Raw genomic sequence first — 19,756 nt, 5'->3', positions numbered from 1 at the left:
GCGAGCCGGAGGTGTCGTCGGGCATCCCGGCCGACGGGCCGTCCGAGACGCTGTTCCTGCGGCCCGTCTGGTCCGAGGAGCCGCTCACCGCCGGTCCGGCGGACGAGCCGGTGCTGCTGGTCGGCGCCTCCGCCGAACTCGCCGCCGCCTTCCCCGGTACCGCCGTGGACCGGCTCGACCGGGCCGCTGCGGCGGCGCGCGGCGAGCGCCGGATCGTGCTCGTCCTGCCGGACGACCCGCAGGCCGCCCACCAGGCGCTGTGGTCGATCGCGGCCGGCTGCGTCGACCGGCGGCCGACCGAGCAGATCTCGGTGCTCTGCCTCGCGCTCCGGGACGGCCCGGTGTTCACCGCCGCCGCCGCGCTGGCCCGGACGATCACCGCGGAGACGCCGGTCGTCGCCTGCCGAGCGGTGCTCGTCACCGGCACCACGGCGCCGGGCGACATCGCGCGCCGGGTGCTCGGCGAGCCGGCCGAGGGCCGCGAGGCCCGCTGGGACGGCGCGGTCCGCTCGGTGGGCGCGCTGGTGGAGACGCCTGCGGCCGGGGGCACACCGAGCCCGCTGCGTCGTGGCGGCCGTTACCTGATCACCGGCGGTGCCGGCGGCGTCGGCCGGCTGTTGGCCGAGCACCTGGTCGCCGAGTGGGGCGCGCGACTGCTGCTGGTCGGCCGGTCGTCCGAGCCGGCGTGGGTCGCGGGGCTGTCCGCGGCCGGCTACGCCCGCGCCGACGTGAGCACCCGGGCGGGCGCCGAGTCCGCCGCGGCTGCCGCCCGCGCCGCGCTCGGCGGGCTGGACGGAGTGTTCCACTGCGCAGGGGTGCTGCGCGACGGCATGTACTTCACCAAGTCGCCGACGGAGTCGGCCGAGGTCCTGGGGGCCAAGGCACTGGCCGCGGCCCACCTGGACCGGGCGACGCGCGGTGACGGCCTCGACCTGTTCGTGGTCTTCTCGTCCCTGTCGGGTCTGCTCGACAGCCCCGGCCAGGGTGACTACGCGTTCGCCAATGCCTTCTGCGACGGCCTGGCCGCCCGTCGCGCCGCCGAGGTGCCGGGTGTCTCGCTGTCCGTCGCCTGGCCCTACTGGCAGGACGGCGGCATGCGGATGCCTGCGGACGCCATCGCCGCGTTCGCCCGGACCACCGGCCTCCACCCGATGCCCGCGGCCGAGGGCATGGCCGCCCTGGAGGCGGCCCTGACCCTCGGTGAGCCCCGGATCGCGGTGGCCCACGGCGACCCGGCCCGCCTCCGGTCCGGCCTCGCAGCGCCGCGCCCGGAACCCCGGCGGGCGCCGGAGCCGTCGGTCACGCCGCCGTCCGCACCGCCCGTCACACCGCCGTCCACGCGGTCCGGCGACATCGCGATCGTCGGGCTGGCCGGCCGCTACCCGCAGGCCGCGGACCTGGACGGGTTCTGGGCGAATCTGCTGGCGGGCCGGGACTGCGTCACCACCGTGCCCGAGGACCGCTGGCCGGGCGGGAGCGATCGCCCGCAGGGCGGCTTCCTGGACGGCATCGACCGGTTCGACGCCGGCTTCTTCGGTGTGTCGCGACGCGAGGCCGAACGGATGGACCCGCAGGAACGCCTGTTCCTGACCACCGCCTGGCAGGCCCTGGAGAACGCCGGGCACCGCCCCGGAGCCGAGCCCCGGACCGGCGTCTTCGCCGCCGTCATGTGGGGCCACTACCTGCTCGCGGGTACGGACCAGGGCGTCGCGCCGACCGCACTGGCCACCTCGGTCGCCAACCGGGTCTCCTACACCCTGGACCTCCAGGGCCCGAGCCTCGCGGTCGACACCGCCTGCTCCGGCTCGCTGGTGGCCCTGCACCTGGCGGTGGAGAGCCTGCGCCGCGGCGAGTGCGCGATGGCCCTGGCCGGTGGCGTCAACCTGACCGTGCACCCCGAGAAGTACCGGCAGCTCACCCAGGGCGGCTTCCTCTCGACGACCGGCCGCTGCAGCAGCTTCGGTGCCGAGGCGGACGGCTACATCCCGGGTGAGGGCGTCGGCGTGGCCGTGCTCAAGCCGCTGGAGCGGGCGCTCGCCGACGGCGACCACGTCCACGCGGTGATCAAGGGCACCGGGGTCGGCCAGACCGGCCGGTCGAGCGGCTTCACGGTGCCCGACCCGGCCGCGCAGGCCCGGCTCATCGCCGAGGTCATGGCGGGCAGCGCCGTCCCCGCCGAGTCGATCTCGTACGTCGAGGCGCACGGCACCGGCACGTCCCTCGGCGATCCGATCGAGATCGCGGGCCTGAACCGGGCGCACGGCGACGCGGCGCGGTCCGTGCCCTGCGCGATCGGGTCGGTCAAGGCGAGCATCGGCCACCTGGAGGCGGCCGCCGGCATCGCCGGGGTCACCAAGACGGTGCTGCAGCTCCGGCACCGCACGCTGGTGCCGTCCCTGCACTCGGAGCGGCTGAACCCGCACCTGGAGCTGGCGGACTCCCGCTTCACCGTCCAGCAGCACGCGGCGCACTGGCCCGACCCGGAGGGCGCCCGCCCGCGCCGGGCGGCGGTGAGTGCGTTCGGTGCCGGCGGGACCAACGCCCACGTGCTGCTGGAGGAGCACCGCCCGGCCCGGCGGACGCCGGCCGGCGGGCGGCAGGTGTTCACCCTGTCGGCCCGCTCGGCGCCCGCGCTCCGGGCCTACGCCGAGGCGTTCCTGCCGCTGCTCGGACCGGAGGTCGGTGCGGGTCGGCGCGAGCGGCTGCTGACGGACGTCGCCGCGCTGCTGGGCGTCCCGCCCGGCGCGGTCGACCCCGCGGAGTCGCTGGCCGGCCTCGGGCTCGACCGGGTGAGCGCCGCCGGACTCCCCGGCGCACCCGACCTGGCCGAGAGCATCGACAGCCTCACCGCCGGCGCGGGGGGACCTCGACTCCCGCTCGCCGACCTGTGCTTCACCCTCCGCGAGGGCCGCGCGGTCTTCGCTGAACGCCTGGCCTTCGTGGCGGACGACGCCGCCGCGCTCCACCGGGGCCTGCGCGCCTTCCTCGCCGGCGAGTCACACCCCGACGGTTTCTGGCCCGGTTCGTCCGGTACCGCGGAAACCTCCCCGTACCACCGCGCTGCCGCCCGCTGGGCAGAAGGAGAAGACGTGGACTGGTCCGAGCTGCCCAGGCCGGCCGACCGCCCCAACCGGGTGCCGCTGCCCGGACACCCGCTCGACGAGAAGCGGTACTGGATCGGCGGCTGGGAGTCGAGCCGGGCCGAGGCGGCGCCCGCCGTCGCGCCCGCCGGGCCGGCTGTGCCGAGCGCGCCGGGTGCCCCCGTGGTGAGCCTGACCGTGGTCGACGGCGACATCGCCCTGGTCACCATGGCCGACACCGAGGGCCGCAACATGTTCACCGACGCCGTGCTCGACGGCCTGACCTCGGTGTTCGGCGAGATCGCGACCAGGCCGGAGCTCAAGGCCGTCGTGCTCACCGGCACCGACCAGGTCTTCTGCATGGGCGGCACGCCGCAGGCCCTCGACCAGCTCGCCTCCGGCAACGGCAGCTTCACCGACGCCGCGTTCGTCTACCAGGGCCTGCTCGGTTGCCCGCTCCCGGTGGTCGCGGCGGTGCGCGGACACGCGGCCGGCGGCGGCTTCGCCTTCGGCCTGTACGCCGACGTCGTGGTGGCCGCCCGCGAGGCGACCTACGCGGCCAACTTCCTCGCCCACGGCTTCACCCCGGGCCTCGGTGCGACGTACATCCTGGAGCACCGGCTCGGCTCGGCGCTCGCGACCGAGATGCTCTACACCGGCCGTGCCTATGGCGGCGAGGAACTGGAGCGCCGCGGGGCCGCGCTCCAGTTCCGCCCCCGCGACCAGGTGCTCGGTGTCGCGCTCGACCTCGCCCGCAGCATGGCCGACCTGCCGCCGCACGCCGTCCGTGCCCTCAAGGAGGAGCTGGCCGGCCGCATCCGCACGGCGGTGGAGCAGGCCGTCGAGCGGGAGCAGGAGCTTCACGGCAGGGTGCTGGGGGCGGAGTCGCTGAGCGTGGTCCGGGAGCGCTTCGGGCGCCCGGAGCCGGTCGCGGCCCCCGCGCCGACGCCGGCCCCGGCTGCGGCCCCGCTGCCCGTCCCGGTCCCGGCCGCCGCTCCGGTTCCCGAGGTGCCGGTGGCCGCCGCCGAGGCGGACGCGGACATCGAGGCCGTCATCGCGCGGTCGCTCTGCGCGCAGCTCTACCTGGAGCCGGGCGAGCTCGACCGGACGCTGACCTTCCACGAGATGGGCGCCGACTCGATCGTCGCGGTCGAGCTGGTCCGGGCGCTGAACGCGGAGTTCGGCCTCTCGCTCGACTCGGTGGCCACGTACGACCACCCGACCATCCCCGCCCTCGCCGCGCACGCCAGGTCCCTGCTGGACCGGTCCGTCGAGCGGGCCCGCGCCGCGGTCGCGGAGCCGGTCGCGCCGGTCGCGCCCGTGCCGGTCACGCCCGCCGGATCGGCCGCCCACGAGCAGGTGGCGCCGCTGGTCCTCCGGGCACCCGCCCAGGCCCCCGAGCCCGCCCCCGCAGCGGTGTCGCCGCAGGACCCCGCGCCGCTGAAGCTGCGGCTCGCGGAGCTGCCGACGGCCCCGGTCCCCGCCCCGGTACCGGCCCCGGCCCCGGCGGCCGATCCCGCCCGTGCCGACGCGATCGCGATCATCGGCATGGCCGGCCGCTTCCCCGGCGCCGACGACGTGGACGCGTTCTGGTCGAACCTCATCGCCGGTCGGAGCGAGATCCGCGACATGCCGGCGGACCGCTGGGACGCCTCGGCGGTGCTCGACCCGGACCGGACCGCCAAGGGCCGCACCTACACCGCGGCCGCGGCGGCGCTGACCGGCATCGACGCGTTCGACGCCGGCTTCTTCCACATCTCGCCGCTGGAGGCGGTGGCGATGGACCCACAGCAACGCCTGTTCCTGGAGGAGTCCTGGAAGGCTCTGGAGGACGCCGGGTACGCCGGCGAGGGCGCCGACCGGGGCAGCTGCGGGGTGTTCGTCGGCGCCAGCGCCGGGGAGTACAGCCGCCTGCTCGGCCCGGACGAGGAGGACAGCGGCTACGCCTTCCTCGGCGACTCGCCGTCGATCCTCGCCGCGCGGATCGGCTACTTCCTCGACCTGCGCGGGCCGGCCGTCGCCGTGGACACCGCCTGCTCCTCCTCGCTGGTCGCGGTGCACCTGGCCGCCTCGGCCATCCGCAACGGGGACTGCGACATGGCGGTCGCGGGCGGGGTCGCGCTCATGGTCACCCCCCAACTGCACATCCGCAGCAGCAAGGTGGGCATGCTCTCGCCGTCCGGCCGGTCGCTGCCGTTCGACGCGGCGGCCGACGGCATCGTGCTCGGCGAGGCCGTGGGCGCGGTGGTGCTGAAGCGGCTCGACCGGGCCCTGGCGGACGGCGACCACGTGCACGCCGTGCTGCTCGGCAGCGGAACCAACGGTGACGGCAAGACCAACGGGATCACCGCCCCGAGCGCCCGCTCGCAGGCCGAGCTGATCACCCGGGTGCACCGGCGGGCCGGGGTCCGGCCGGAGGAGATCGGCTACGTCGAGGCGCACGGCACCGCCACGCCGCTCGGCGACCCGATCGAGGTCAAGGCGCTGAAGGAGGCCTTCGGCGACGCGCCGGGCCGCTGCGGCCTCGGCTCGGTCAAGGCGAACATCGGACACACCACCACGGCCGCCGGCGTCGCCGCTCTGGTCAAGCTCGTCCTCTCGCTGAAGCACCGCCGGCTCGCACCCACGCCCGGGTTCACCTCCCTCAACACCGACATCGACCTGACCGGGAGCCCGTTCTTCATGGTGACCGAATCCACGGACTGGCCGGCCGGCCCCGCCGGCCGCCGGATCGGTGCCGTCAGCAGCTTCGGCTTCAGCGGCACCAACTGCCACCTGGTCGTCGCCGAGCCGCCGGCCCGCCCGGCCGCGACCGCGCCGGCGCCCGCGGAGGTGCTGGTGCCGCTGTCGGCGACCAGCGAGGCCGCGCTCACCCGCCGGGTCTCCGACTTGGCGGTCGCGCTGGCCGCCCCGGACGCCCCGGCGCTCGCCGACGTCGCCTTCACCCTGGCGACCGGACGCCGACACCTGCCGGTGCGCGCCGTGTTCGGCGCCCGCGACCTGTCCGGCCTGCGTGCCGCCCTGGCCGCCGGCGCCACCGCCATCGGCCCGGTGGCCGAGGCGTACCTGCGGGGCGAGGACGTCGACTGGCGGGCCGTCCTCCCGCAGGGGGCCCGCAGGGTCCCGCTGCCCGGCTACCCGTTCACGCGCGACCGTTACTGGCCCGCGGAGCAGCACACCGGGCAGCAGATCGAGCACCAGGCGGAGCCGAACCCCGAACCGCCCACCGATCCGAGCCGCTTCGAACTGGCCCCGTCCGACCGGCTCGTCGCCGACCACCGGCTGGAGGGCACGCCGCTGCTGCCCGCCGCCGCCACCCTCGTCTGGGCCGCCGCCCAGCGCCCGGGGACCAGGCTGTCCGGTCTGCGCTGGCTGAGCCCGCTGGAAGCGGCCGAGCGGCGGAGCGTCCGCCTGGCGGTCGACGGCGACGCCTTCGCCCTCACCGACGGGACGACCGCATACGCCCGCGGCGCGTACGCCGGCCCGGTGGCCGTGCAGCCCGCGACCGACCTCGCCGCCGCCCTGGCCCGCCGCACCGTGACGGTGCCCGGCGCTGAGCTGTACGCGCGCTTCGCGGCGGCCGGACTTCAGTACGGGCCCGGCTACCGGGTGCTGACGGCGGTGCACTGCGGCGTGGACGAGGCCGTCGGCGACCTGGCGGAGGCCGCCTGGCCGAGCGCGCAGCTGCTCGACGGGGCGCTGCAGACCGTGGCCGCACTGATGCGCGATGAGGAGGGCGCGTTCCTGCCGTTCGCGCTCGACACCTTCGACCTGCTCGACACCGATCGGCGACCGGCCCACGCGCACGTGCGCCGGACCGGTGACACCACCTTCACCATCACGCTGACGGACGCCCGGGGAACGGTCCTCGCCCGCGCCGGGGGGCTGGCCGTCCGCCGGTTCCACGACCCGCTGTCCGGCCTGGTCTTCGGCCCGGTGTGGCGCGAGGCCGGCCCCGGCGGGGTCGCGGCCGCCGGCCCGGCCGCCGTGTTGTACCCCGCCGGTACCGAGCGGGCGGCCGAGCACCTGGTGCGGGCGCACGGCGATGGCGCGGTCGCGCTGCCGCTGGCCGCGCCGGGAGCCCTGGACGGCTACGACACCGTCTACGTGCTGGCCGTACCGGCCGACGAGACCCGGCCGCCCGAGGAGGACCGGACGGCGATCCAGCTGTTCCGTGTGGTGAAGAGCCTGTCCCGGCGGCGCGAACTGACCCTGCGGGTCGTCACCGCCGGCGCGACCGGCCCCGACGACCGGGTGGTGCCGCACTGCGCCGCCGTCCTCGGCCTGACCCGCGCCGTTGCCGCGGAGAACCCGCGCTGGACGGTCAGCTGCGTCGACGTGGCGCCCACGGACCTCGCCGACCTCGCCCTCGTGCCGGCCGAGACCGCCCCGCTCGTCGCGGTGCGCGGCGGCCGTCGGTACGTCCGGGCGCTGGAGCCGGTGCGGCTGCCGCAGCTCGACCCGGCGGTGTTCCGCCAGGACGGCGTCTACCTGATCGTGGGCGGCACCGGTGGGATCGGCCAGGCGCTCAGCCGCCGGCTCGCCCGGGACTGGGGTGCCAAGCTCGCCTGGATCGGCCGTACCGCCGACCCCGACGGCCTCGCGGAGCAGATCGAGCGGGTCCGCCGGCTCGGCGGCGACGCGATGTACCTGACGGCGGACGTCACCGACGAGGCCGCGATGCGCCGGGCCGTCGCCGAGGTCCGGGCCGCCTACGGGGAGATCAACGGCGCCTTCCATTCCGCGATCCACCTCGACGACAGCACCTTCGCCAACCTCACCGAGGACGCGCTGACCGCGGCCCTCGCGCCCAAGGCCCAGGGCTGCGCCGTGCTCGGCCGGGTGCTCGCCGACCGCCCGCTGGACCTGCTGGTGTTCTTCTCCTCGGCGATCTCCTTCCTGGACGCCGCCGGCCAGGCCAACTACGCCGCCGCCAGCACCTTCGAGGACAGCTACGCGCACTGGCTGCGCACCGTCCACGGCATCCCGGCGACGGTCGTCAACTGGGGCTACTGGGGCAGTACCGGCATCGTCGCCGGCCATGAGCACCGCGACCGCCTCGCGGCCGCCGGGGTCGGCTCCATCGAGCCGGCCGAGGGGACGACCGCGGTGGCCCGGATCCTCGCGGCCGGGCGCGCCCAGACCCTGGTGGTCAAGGCCTCCGCCGCGGGCCTGGCCCACTTCGGGATCGGCACCGGCGCCGACCTGCGGGCCGCGGACGCGGGCTTCGCCGTCCTCGACGCCCTCGCCCGGAAGCTGGCCGGGGACGTGCTGCGCGGCATGCCGGGCTTCGCGGGTGAGTCCTGCGGCCTGGCCGAGCGGCTCGGTGTCCCGGGCCGGCTGCAAGGCCTGCTGCAGACGGTGTGTGACGCGGAGTCGGCCTCGCGCGGCGAGGCCGAGCCCTCGCTGGCCGGCTTCCCGGACCTCGCCCCGCACGAGCGGCTGCTCCGGCGGTGTGCCGAGGCGCTGCCGCGGGTTCTGACCGGACGGCAGGACCCGACCGAGGTGCTCTTCCCGCGCGGCTCGCTCGCGCTGGTGGAGGCGGTCTACCAGGGTCAGCCGGTCACCGACCACTGCCTGGGGCTGCTGGCCGCCGATGCGGCCGCGCGGGCCGAGGCGGTCCACCGCCGTACCGGTGCGCCGGTGCGCATCCTGGAGGTCGGCGCCGGCACGGGCTCGGGCACCGCCCCGGTGCTCGCCGCGCTGACCGTCCCCTACACCCTCACGTACACCGACCTGTCGCCGGCCTTCCTCCGGCACGGTGCGGACGCCTTCGGCCCCGCGCACACGTACGCGCGGCTCGACATCGAGCGCTCGCCCGCCGAACAGGGCCTTCCCGAGGGCGAGTTCGACCTGGTGCTGGCGACCAACGTGCTGCACGCCACCGCTGACCTCGGCCGGACCCTCGCCCATGTCCGCGCGCTGCTCGCCCCCGGCGGGTCCGTCCTGGTCAACGAGGTGACCCGCGGCTCGGACTTCGCCACCTTCACCTTCGGCCTCACCCCCGGCTGGTGGCGGTTCGAGGACGAGCGGCTTCCGGGCGGCCCGCTGCTCAGCCCGGCCATGTGGCACGACCGGCTCGCCCGGGCGGGCTTCACGGACCTGCTGACCCTCGGCGACGAGGATCTCGGCCAGGTCGTGCTGGCCGGGCGGCTCGCCGCCCCGGCCGGGCGCACCGGGCACGGCGCCGATGTGACCGGGCGCCGCACGACCGCCACCGCCAACCTCGCGGACGTGCAGGACTACGTCGCCGGGGTGTTCGCCGAGGTGCTCCGCTACCGCCCCGAGGCGCTCGACCACCGGGCCACCTTCGAGGTGCTCGGCGTCGACTCCCTGGTCAGCATGACGATCGTCGACCGCCTGGAGCGCGATCTCGGCCCGCTGCCCGCGACCCTGCTGTTCGAGCACCAGACCATCGAGGCGCTGGCCGTCCGGCTCGCGCCGGCCCATGCCGCCCGCTTCAGCGCGCCCACCCCGGCCGCCGGGGAGGACACCCGCGCGGCCGTGGCGCAGGACCGGCCCGCCGAGCCCGGCCCGGGCGACATCGCGATCATCGGCGTGGCGGGCCGCTACCCGGGAGCCCCCGACCTGGACCGCTTCTGGGCGAACCTCGCGGCCGGCGTCGACTCCGTCACCGAGGTGCCGGCCGGCCGCTGGGACTGGCGCCCGCACTACGACCCCGCGCCCGGCGCCGAGCAGCGCAGCCGGGGCCGCTGGGGCGGGTTCCTGGACGACGTCGCCGGGTTCGACGCCGAGTTCTTCGGCATCCTGCCGAGCGAGGCCGCGCTGATCGACCCGCAGGAGCGGCTGTTCCTGGAGACCGTCCAGGTGTTGCTCGAACAGACCGGCCGGCTCGGCGAGTTCACCCACGAACAGCGCACCGGTGTCTTCGTCGGCCTGATGTACGGCACGTACGGGCAGCTGGGTGCCGCGCAGTGGGCGGCGGGTCGGCTGGCGGGTGCCAACTCCTCCTACTGGTCGGTGGCCAACCGCGTCTCGCACGTCTTCGACTTCCGCGGGCCGAGCCTGGCCGTCGACTCCGCCTGCTCGTCCTCGCTGACCGCGCTGCACCTGGCCTGCGAGAGCCTGCGCCGGGGCGAGTGCGCCACCGCGATCGCGGGCGGGGTCAACCTCGTCCTGCACCCCTCGCACCTGGTCTCGCTGAGCGCGCTCAACATGCTCGCGGCGGACGGCGCGAGCAAGGTGTTCGACGCCGCCGCCGACGGCTTCGCGCCCGGCGAGGGCGTGGGCGCCGTCCTGCTCAAGCCGCTCGCCCGCGCGCTGGCCGACGGCGACGACATCTGGGCCGTCGTCAAGAGCAGCGCGGTGAACGCCGGCGGCCGAACCGCCGGGTACACCGTGCCGAACCCCAACGCGCAGGCCGAGCTGATCGCCGAGGCCTGGCACGGCCTGGACGGCGTCTCCTACCTGGAGGCGCACGGCACCGGCACCAGCCTCGGCGACCCGATCGAGGTCGCCGCGCTGAACCGCGCGTTCGCCGGTGCCGAGCCCGGCAGCTGCGTGATCGGCTCGGTCAAGGCGAACATCGGGCACCTGGAGGGGGCCGCGGGGATCGCCGGACTGACGAAGGTGCTCCTCCAACTGAGGCACGGGGAGATCGCGCCGTCGATCCACCTCTCCTCGGTCAACCCCAAGATCGACTTCGCCGGGTCGCCGTTCGCCCCGGTGCTCACCCGAACGCCCTGGCGCCGGGTACCGGCCGCCCCGCGCCGGGCGGGCGTCAGCTCCTTCGGCGCCGGCGGCGCCAACGCCCACGTCGTCCTGGAGGAGGCGCCCGTGCTGCCCGGCACCCGGGACGGTCACGCCACCGAGCACCTGTTCGTGCTCTCCGCGCTCAGCCACGACCGGCTGACCGCGCACGCCGAACTGCTCGCCGACTTCCTCGGCGGCCGCGAGGCCTCGCTGCCCGCGCTCGCCTGGTGGGGCCAGCTCGGGCGCCGCGAGTACCCGCACCGGCTCGCGGTGACCGCCGGCGACCCGCAGGAGCTGGCGGCGGCGCTGCGCGCCTTCGTCCGCGGCGACCGCACCCCGGGCCTGCACCACGCGGTGGCCACGCCGGACCGCTCGGCCCCGCTGAGCGCCGCTGTCGTGCCGCCGGCCGAGCTGGCCGCAGCCTGGGTGCGCGGCCGCCGGGTCGACTGGCGGACTCGGTGGCAGGTCCGGCCGCGCCCCGCGGTGTTCCCGGCCGCCCCGCCCGTCAAGCGGCGCCTGTGGCTCGCCGAGGACGAGGTGCGGGCCGCCGCCCCCGCCGCCGCCCCCGCCGCCGAGGACGGGCTGAGCTACCTGCGGCCCAGTTGGGAGCCCGGCCCGATCGGCACCGAGGGCCGGCGGCCGCAGACCGTCCTGCTCGCCGGTGCCCGGGCACCCCGCGGCCTCGCCGACGCGCTCGCCGCGCGCGGGGCGACCGTGGTCCGGGAGGGCGAGCCCGGCGCCGAGCGCCCGGACGCCGTCGTGATCTGGGCCCGGGCCGCCGCGGACGTGGAGGAGCAGCTGGACGCCGGACTGTTCGAGGTCCTCCGGCTGGTGCTGCCCGTGCTGCGCACCGAACCGGCGGCCCGGATCCGGCTGGTGTTCGCCGAGCCCGCGGGCCTGGACGCCCCCGCGTACGGGGCGCTGACCGCGGCCCTGAAGACCCTGATGGCGGAGCACTCGGGGTTCAGCGCCACCCGGCTCGTCCTCGACCGGGCGGGCGATCCGGTCGACGCCGTCGTCACGGAGCTCCTCGACGGCACGGACGTCGAGGTCGCCCACCGGGACGGGCAGCGCCTGCGCCGCGTCCTCACGGAGGTCCGCCCGGCGCGGTCGGCGGACCTGCCGGTCCGTGCCGACGGCACCTACCTGGTGGTCGGCGGCACCGGCTCGCTCGGCCTGCTGGTCGCGGAGCACCTGGTCGGCCACGGCGCCGGCGAGGTGGTCGTCGCCGGCCGCTCGGCGGCCCCGGGCGAGCTCGGCCCGCGCATCCGCCACGAGCGACTGGACGTCACCGACCCCGTCGCCGTCGCGGCGCTGGTCGGCTCGCTGGGCGGGCTGCGCGGCGTGGTCCACGCGGCGGCCGTCACCCGGGACGCCCGCGCGGTCGCCAAGACCCGCGCGGACATCGAGGCGGTGCTCGCCCCGAAGATCGACGGCGTGCTCAACCTGGCCCGCGCGGTCGAGGGCCGCCCGCTCGACTTCCTCCTCCTGTTCTCCTCGCTGGCCGGCGAGACCGGCAACGCGGGACAGCTCGACTACGCCTTCGCCAACGCCTTCCTCGGCGAGTTCGCCGAGCAGCGGGCGGGGGTCACGGTCTCGGTCGGCTGGCCGCTGTGGCGGGACGGCGGGCTGACCGTCGACGCCGCCACCGAGGAACTGTTCCGGAAGCGGCACGGCATGCGGCCGCTGGAGACCGCGGAGGGGCTCGCCGCGCTGGACACCGTCCTCGCGGCCGGCGAGCCGCGCCTGGCCGTGCTGGCCCGGCCGGCGGCCGACACCCCGGTCGGTGCCGAGGCCGCGGCGCAGGGCGGTGCGAAGGCCGGTGCGCAGCGTGCCCCCGCCGCCGTACGGCCGGCGGCGCAGGCGCCGGAGGCCCTGCTGCGGACGCTGGCCGCGGACTTCCTGCTGGTCGAGTGCGAGGACGTCGACATGCGGGCCCAGCTGCTCGACCTCGGCTTCGACTCGATCACCCTCACCGCACTGATCAACAAGGTCAACGACGCCTACGGGCTGGACCTGCTGCCGACCGTGCTGTTCGAGCACCCGACCCTGGCCGCGTTCGGGGCGTACCTGGACGGCCTCGGCCTCGCCGCCGTGGTCACGGCCGCGGAGGAGACGCCCGACGGGGACACCGCGGACGGGCAGGACACCGACGGGGAAGCGGCCGGGAGCCGTGACGTGGCCGTCATCGGGATGGCCGGCATCCTGCCCGGCTCGCCCGACCTCGCCGCCTTCTGGCAGCACCTGCGGGCCGGTGCCGACCTGGTCCGGCCGGTGCCGGCCGACCGGGCGGACCTGCTGGCCGACCCGCGGACCCGGGACATCGAGGCGGGCTTCGTCGACGGCGTCGCCGAGTTCGACTGCGCGCTGTTCGGCATCTCGCCGCGCGAGGCGGCTCTGATGGACCCGCAGCAGCGGCTCTTCCTCCGGGTGGTCCGGCAGGCCGTCGACGACGCCGGCTACCGGCCGTCGGCGCTGCGCGGCAGCAGGACCGGCCTGTTCGCCGGGGTCTCCACCCGGGACTACGAAGAACTGCTCACCGTGCACGGAGTCGCGGTGGAGGCGCACACCGCCACCGGGACCTCGCACGCGGTGCTCGCGAACCGGGTGTCGCACCTGATGGACCTGCGCGGCCCCAGCGAGTCCGTGGACACGGCCTGCTCCAGTGGGCTGGTCGCCGTGCACCGCGCGGTGCGGGCGCTGCGCGACGGCGAGTGCGAACTGGCCGTCGCCGGCGCGGTCAACGTGACGCTGAGCCCCGCCCTGTTCGCCTCGTTCGGCGAGTCCGGAATGCTCGGCGACCGCTGCCGCACCTTCGACCGCTCGGCCGAGGGCTACGCCCGCGGCGAGGGCGCGGTCGCCCTCCTGCTGAAGCCCCACGCCGCGGCGCTGGCCGACGGCGACCACGTGCACGCGGTGATCAAGGGCACCGCGGTGGGCCACGGCGGCCGGTCGGCCTCGCTGACCGCGCCCAACCCGGCCGCCCAGGCCGACGTGGTGGTCTCCGCCGTCCACGACGCGGGCGTCGCGGCCGACACCATCTCCTACGTCGAGGCGCACGGCACCGGAACGGCGCTCGGCGACCCGGTCGAGTTCGAGGGCCTCAAGCAGGCGTTCGCCCGGCTGGAGGCGGGTGACCGGGCCCGGGTGGCGCTCGGCTCGGTCAAGACCAACATCGGGCACCTGGAGGCCGCCGCCGGACTCGCCGGCATCGTGAAGGTCGTCCTCTCGATGCGGCACGGCGAGCTACCGGCCAACCCGCACCTCACCGAGCCCAATCCGTACATCCGTACCGAGGGCACGCCCTTCGACCTGGTGCGCGGCCGGCGCGAGTGGGCCGCCGTCCCGGACGACCGGGGTCGCCCGGTCCGCCGGGCCGGGGTGAGCTCCTTCGGCTTCGGCGGTACCAACGCGCACGTCGTCCTGGAGCAGCCGCAGTCGGCCGGGAACGGCCCGGAGGAGGCGGCCGTCGCCCGGGTGCTGCCGCTGTCCGCACCCTCCGAGGAGGCGCTGTCCGGGTACGCCGCCCGCTTGGCGGAGCACCTCAGGCGCGAGCCGGCGCTGTCGCCGGCCTCGGTCGCCTGGACGCTGCAGAGCGGCCGGGACGCGTTCCCGGTCCGACTGGCCGTCACCGGCACCACGCTCGGCGAGCTGGCCGATGCCCTCGACCGGGCGGCGGCCGGGGAGCGGCCTGCTCCCGCAGCGGCCCGCGCCTGGCTCGACGGGGCGGAGGCGGCCTGGCCGGTGCCGCAGCCGCAGCCGCTGCGGGTGCCGCTGCCGTCCTTCCCGCACGCCGCGACGCCGCACTGGTACGTGGCGCCGCCGCGGCCGGCGGCCGCTCCTGCCCCGGTCGGCGGACCGGTCGGCGGACCGGTCCGGAACGCCGACGGCAAGGTGCTGCTCAGCACGCCGGGTGCGCCCGCGGAGCCGACGCCGGCCGCCCCCGCGGAGCCGACGTCGGCCGATCCCGCCGCGCCGGCGGTGCCGGTCGGGCACGGGACGCCGGCCGCCCCTGACACGCCGTCCGCCGCGCCGGCCGGAGCGCAGGCGCCGATCGCGGTCGTCCGTCGGCTGGTGGCGGGAATCCTCGGCATGCCGGAGTCGGCGGTCGGGGAGGACGAGGAGTTCGACGCGCTGGGCCTCGACTCGATCTTCCGGATGGAGTTGGCGCGCGGCCTCTCGGCCGCGTGCGGGGTGGAGATCGCGGCCGCGGACCTCTACGACCACGGCTCGATCGGCCGGCTCGCCGCCCACGTCGCGGGCTTCGTCGGCACGCCAGCGGCGCCCGCCGCCGAGCCGACGCCGGTTCAGGACGCGGAGCCGGATCTGGCGGAGCTGGTCGCCGGTCTCGTCACCCGGGTCACCGAGCGCCCGCTCGACCCGACGCTCAGCTTCACCGACAACGGTCTGACCTCGTTCGACATGCTCGCGGTCGTCAGCACGCTGGAGGGCGCGCTCGGCGCTCTGTCGAAGGCCGTCATGTTCGACCAGCCGACCGTGGCCGAGCTCACCGGGCACCTGGCCGACCGATTCGGTACCGGTGCCGTCGTGGCGGCCCTGGCCGGCCGTCCCGGTCACGGGCGGGAGGTCCCGGACGGGATGCCGCTGGTGCACAAGCGGACCGTCGACGCCGCCACCGCGGAGCTGCTCGCGCGGCTCCGGGCGCGGCACGGCCAGGAGACCGGCCTGGCCGGACGGGACATCGCCCCCTGGGCCTACCTCGACCCCGCCCGGGATGCCTACCTCAACGTCGCCCGGCACGGCGGCGATCTGCTGGCCTGGAGCTACGTCGGCCCCGACGACGCGTACGCCGGCCTCGCCGACGACTTCGCCCGGGACGCGCTCGCGCACGGGCTGCGGCCGAACCTGCTCTCGATGGAGCGGCTGACCACACTGGCCGGCGAACCCTGCACGGCCACCCCGTTCGGTGTCGTCCAGCGCCTCACCGACCTCGCTTCCTTCACCGTCCAGGGCGGCCGGATGAGCCGGCTGCGCGGGCTGGTTCGCCGGTTCGAGAAGGCCGGCGACTGCCGCACCCGCGAGTACCGCAGCGGGACCGACCCGCAGACCGACCGCCGGATCGCCGAGCTGGTCGACCTGTGGGCGGGCGGCAAGCAGATGGTCAACGCCTACGTCGCCACCGTCCGCGAGGAGCTCCGGTCCGGGCACCTCGCCGAGGGCCACCGGCTGTTCCTCACCGAGCTGGACGGCGCGGTCGTCAACGCGATCGTCGTCACGGCGGTCCCGTCCGGCGGCCACCTGCTGGACGTGGAGTTCTATCCGCCGGAGATGCCGCGCGGGGGCCTGGAGTTCGCGATCGTCGAGATCCTCAAGCAGCTCAGGGCCGAGGGCGAGGCGGCCTTCAGCTTCGGGGCCAGCTTCGGCGTGGCCGTGACGGAGTCCCCGAACGCCTCGCCGGTGGCCGAGCGCGCGCTCGCCGAGCTCTACGAGAGCGGGCTCTTCGGCAAGGGGAACTACCAGTTCAAGACCAAGTTCCGCCCGTCCGACGAGCCGATCTACCTGGTGGCCCCGGCCGGTGCCCACGCGACGAGCGTCGCCGACGTCATCCTGATGATCGCCAACCAGGACGGCGAACCGGAGCCGGGCCGCGAGCCCGCGGCCGCCCCGGTACCCGCGCGCACTCCGGTACCCGCGCGCACTCCGGCACCCGCGAGCCGGGTGACGCCGGCCGCCCGGCCCGAACGCCCGGTGCCGGCCTCGGCCGGGGACGCCGGACGGCGGGAGCTGCTGGCCCGCCACGGCTACAACCCGGTCGCCCTGGAGCACCGGGACGTCCCGGTGGACCTGCTGACCGACTCGTGGGCCGAGCTGGACACGGCCTTCGTCCGCGACCGGATGGCCGACCTCGCCACCGCCCCGGCGGGCGTGCTGCCGCCGGCCTGGTCGGGCCTGACCACCGGCGTGCTCACCTCCTCCGGGCGGACCGCCGAGGCGCTGCTGTGCCGGGCCTGGCCCGGACGGGGCCGGGTGCCGCACAACGGACTCTTCCCGACCTGGCTGTTCAACCTCGCGGACTGCGGGTTCCGGCCCGTGCCGCTCACCGGCGACCTGCCCCAGGCGGTCGAGCGGGCGCTGGCCGAGGGCCCGGCCGCCTTCGTCTGCCTGGAGCAGGGCGCCAACGCGGCGGGCGGCGCCGCCCTGTCGCTCGCGGAGCTGCGCGCCGTCCGGGACATCACCCGGGCGCACGGCGTGAGGCTGGTGCTCGACGCCACCCGGATCGTCTCGGTGACCGCGGCGCGTGGCGGAGCGGACCCGTGGCAGGACGTGCGCGAGCAGCTGGAGCTCGCGGACGCCGTCACGGTCAGCCTGTCCAAGGACTTCGGCGTCGACGGCGGCGGGCTCGTCCTGACCTCCGACGACGAGCTGGCCCGGCACCTCGCCGAGCTCGCCGCCGCTCGCGGTACCGAGGTGGGGCTGCTTCGGCGCACCGCGCTGACCGCGGCCCTCGGCGACCTCGACCGGGTCGCCGCCGCGGTGCGCGCCCGGGTCGAGGCGGTCGCCGACCTGCGGGCCCGGCTCACCGCCGGCGGCCTGCCGGTGGCCGGCGCCGAGGGCGCGCACTGCGTGCTGCTGGACGTGGGCGCCATGCCGCCCTTCGCCGGCCTCGAACTGGCCGTTCCGGCCTTCCTGGCCTGGCTGTTCGAGCACACCGGGGTCCGCGGCGGGCCGCACCTGCACGGTCCGCACACCGCCCTGGCGCGCTGCGTGCGGCTCGCGGTGCCGGTCGGCATGCCGGCCGCCGAGGTCCGGGCCGCGGCCGACGCCATCGTCGCCGCCTACCGGCAGGCCGCTCCGCGTGAACTGCTCGGGGTCGCTCACCTGGCGGACCCGTCCCGGGCGGTCTACCACCCGGCGGAGGCCGTCCCCGAGGACCTGCGGGACGCCATGGACGACACCGACCCCGACGACAGCTGGTCGGTGCTACGGGCCCGGGTGCCCGGGGTGCGGCGGGAGCTCGTTGCGTGGGGCTCCGGCCAGGTCGAGGTCTTCGTGGCCGGCACCGACGGCCCTCCGGTGGTCTTCATGCCGCCGTTCAACATCGGGGCCGGCTTCTTCGCCGCGCAGTTTGCCGAACTGGCTTCCGGCCACCGGGTGTTGGCGATCCACCACCCGGGAGTCGGCGCGACCACCGCGGCGGACGACGTGACCCTCCCCGGCATCGCGCGGATGCACCACGACGTCCTCGACACCCTCGGGGTCCCGTTCCCCGTCCATGTGGTGGGCGCCTCCGTCGGCGGCATCCTGGCGCAGCACTTCGCGCTCTCCCACCCGGGCGACACCGCCTCGCTGACGATCGTCTGCGGCTCGTACAAGTACGCCAACCGCAAGGGTGAGATCAACCAGCTCGCCCAGGTCGTCGCCGAGGACCTTGCCGGTGTCCCCTGCACGGCCGAGGAGCGGGCGGAGTTCACCCGCCTCCTGCTGAGCTGCGAGAGCATGGACCCCCGCATCGGCCTGCGCTACCTCGACTTCTTCGCGGCCGAGCCCGACCTGCGGGACCGGCTCGGCGGTATCAAATCGCCGACGCTGGTCGTCCAGGGGCGCCGGGACACCGTGATCCCGCTGAAGACCGCGCACCTGCTGCACGCGCTGATCGAGGACGCCGAGTACGCGGAGCTCCCCGACGCCGGCCACTTCCCCTGCGTGACCCACCCCGACGTGGTCAACGCCCTGCTCACCCGGTTCCTCAGCGGAGCCCAGGAAGGACCGCGCTCATGACCCACGGCATCGAATGGCTCAACGTCTACGGCGGTGTCGCCGCGATCCGGGCCAAGGCGATCTTCGACGGCCGCGGCCTGGACACCGAACGGTTCGGCAACGTGATGATGGACGCCCGCTCGGTGGCGCTCCCGTTCGAGGACCCGGTGACCAATGCCGCCAACGCGGCCCGGCCGATCCTCGACCGCACCGGCACCGACCGGATCGAACTGCTCATCACCGCCACCGAGTCGGGCCTCGACCACAGCAAGTCCGTTGCCAGCCACGTCCACCGGGCGCTGGGCCTGCCGGCCTCCTGCCGGATGCTCGAGGTGAAGCAGGCGTGCTACGGCGCGACCGCCGCCCTGCACCTGGCGATCGGTCACCTGGCCGCCCGGGCGGACCCGGAGGCCCGGGCCCTGGTCATCGCCACCGACGTGGCGGTGGTCGGTGCGGAGGGCGCGTACGCCGAGCCGGCGACCGGCAGCGGCGCGGTGGCGATGCTGGTCGGCCCGGACGGCGGCGTGCTCGCCGTCGACCCGGGGGCCTACGGCCTGCACAGCTTCGAGACCCTCGACTCGGCCCGCCCGCACCCCGACCGCGACCTGGTCGACGTCGACCAGTCGCTGGTCGCCTACCTGAGCTGCGCGACCGCGAGCTTCGCCGACTACCGCAACCGGGTCGCCGGCGCCGACCTGGAGACGACCTTCGACCACCTCGTCTGGCACACGCCCTTCGCGGGCATGGCGAAGGCCGCCCACCGCGCCCTGATGCGCGACCAGGCCCGCGCGAGCACCGCCGCGATCGAGGCCGACTTCGCCCGCCGGGTCGAGGCCTCGCTCCGCTACCCGGGCCTGATCGGGAACCTCTTCTCGGGCTCGGTGTACGCGGCGCTGGCGAGCCTCGTCGACACGGCCCGGCCCGCCCGAGAGGCGCGGGTGGGGATCTTCTCCTACGGCTCGGGCTGCGCCTCCGAGTTCTTCAGCGGGCTGATCGGCCCCCGCTCCGCTGCCCGGCTCGCCGAGCTGCGGATCGGCGATCAGCTCGACGCCCGCGTCGACCTCGACTTCGACCAGTACCTGGCCCTGCTGCCCGCCGCACGGAGCTGCCTCGTCCCGCAGAAGGACAAGGACATCGACGTCGAAGGCCACCTCGGCCTCGCGCGCGCCGCCGCGGCCGGGCGCCCGCTGCTCGCGCTGACGGGCGTCCGCGACTACCGGCGGACCTACGAATGGATCAACTGA

Annotated in this window: 2 protein-coding genes (1 of these 2 only partly in view); both read left to right on the top strand. The window is 76.1% G+C overall.

What is annotated here, in order from left to right; genetic code table 11:
* Window positions 1–18,533: the 3' portion of an SDR family NAD(P)-dependent oxidoreductase gene (locus tag OP86_RS38675; protein ID WP_157849681.1), read on the top strand. It extends 4,660 nt beyond the left edge of the window; only the last 18,533 of its 23,193 coding nucleotides appear in the window; the start codon falls outside the window, past its left edge; the stop codon is at window positions 18,531–18,533.
* The gene (locus OP86_RS07205; protein WP_030056132.1) at window positions 18,530–19,756 is read left to right on the top strand and encodes a hydroxymethylglutaryl-CoA synthase family protein; all 1,227 of its coding nucleotides are present in this window, start codon (window positions 18,530–18,532) and stop codon (window positions 19,754–19,756) included. Before OP86_RS38675 ends, OP86_RS07205 begins: the two co-directional genes overlap by 4 nt.

The sequence above is a fragment of the Streptomyces novaecaesareae genome (assembly GCF_000716875.1).
Lineage (GTDB): Bacteria > Actinomycetota > Actinomycetes > Streptomycetales > Streptomycetaceae > Kitasatospora > Kitasatospora novaecaesareae.
The sequence above is the reverse complement of the archived record's forward strand: the minus strand, read 5'-3'. Positions and strand labels throughout refer to the sequence as shown.